The organism is Variovorax sp. 01T439_2 (genome assembly GCF_056398445.1).
In genome coordinates this window covers 1-1,288 of the sequence record NZ_JBFTPJ010001253.1, presented here as the reverse complement: position 1 = coordinate 1,288, position 1,288 = coordinate 1, and the positions used below count along the sequence as shown (strand labels likewise).

At 69.3% G+C, this 1,288-nt stretch carries 1 protein-coding gene and 1 pseudogene; both read right to left on the bottom strand.

Going from position 1 to position 1,288, the window contains the following annotated elements:
* Nucleotides 1-280: pseudogene (locus AC1DOC_RS34030) on the bottom strand (UPF0104 family protein); the annotation flags it as partial.
* The coding region (gene clsB / locus AC1DOC_RS34025) for a cardiolipin synthase ClsB (RefSeq protein ID WP_478131616.1) at nucleotides 277-1,288 on the bottom strand (1,012 nt) is incomplete at its 5' end. The pseudogene AC1DOC_RS34030 and the gene clsB, both read right to left, overlap by 4 nt.

Here is a 1,288-nt window from a genome sequence, read left to right as displayed (position 1 = left end):
CGCCCATGACGGTGCGGGCGCCGAGCGGATGGCGCGTGAGATGGCGGCCCAGCAGGTCGTAGGTGCTGTAGGTGGCAAAGCTGCCGGCGGCCAGCGCGCCGGCCAGCCACAGCGTGGCCGCGGGCAGCGCGCGCATGGCGTCGAACACCTCCTGCCAGTCGATGGCACGCGCCTGGCTCACGAGCAGCCAGGCGATCAGGCCGAAGAAGGCCCAGACCGCGATGCGCCGCAGCCAGGGCCACCAGGGCCGGTGCGCGGGCTTCGCAGTGGAGATGCTCATGCCGCTTCCGTCGGCGTGGCCCCGTTGTCGCCGGCGCCCTCGCGCTTTTCGCGCTTCTCGGCAAGCTCGATGGCCTCGGCCGGGGTGAGGCGCGGCACCTGCCGCGGCAGCCAGCCGAGCCACGACGGATACCAGCGCAGGAAGTGGAAGATGAAGAAGCTGCGCACCAGCCGCCAGCCGCTCCATCCGCTCTCCAGGTCGGCCTCGCCGATCTGCTGGCAGCTCTCGCGCATGAGCTTGTCCATGCGTTCCCACAGCAGCTGGTTGAAGGCCCTGCCGCGCGCAAACACGTTGGCTTCCAGGTTGAGCGACAGGCTCAGCGGATCGAGATTGCTCGAGCCGACCGTGGTCCATTCGTCGTCCATCAGCGCGACCTTGGCGTGCAGCGGGCGGTCGCAGTATTCGTAGATGCGCACGCCCGCATGCAGCAGGTGGTGGTAGAGCATGGTGGCGGCCGTCTTGACGATCGGCATGTCGGGCTCGCCTTGCAGGATGAGCCGCACGTCCACGCCGCGCCGGGCAGCGCGGCGCAGCTCCTTGATGAGCCTGTAGCCGGGAAAGAAATACGCGTTGGCAATCACGATGCGCTTGCGCGCGGCGCGGATCGCGGCCAGGTACTCGCGTTCGATGTCGCTGGTGTGGCGGCGGTTGTCGCGCGTGATGAGCACCGCCTCCATATCGCCGACGGACTCGCGGTCGACGGGCGGCGCCTGCTTGAGCCGGCGGCGGAACCAGCGCGGCCCCTTGTCGCCGAGCGCGATGGCGCGCAGCACGAACTGGTGGATCTGCGCCACGACGGGCCCGCGCAGCTCCACCGCGTAGTCCTGCTTGGCCTTGGGCCCGTAGTCCAGCAGGTGGTCGGCCGAATAGTTGATGCCGCCCACGAACGCGAGTTCTCCATCGACCACCACGATCTTGCGGTGCATCCGCCGAAACACGTTGAGCCGCTTGCCGAGCACGGGTTGCCCCGGATCGAACACCCGCACCCGCACGCCCACGGCGCTCAGC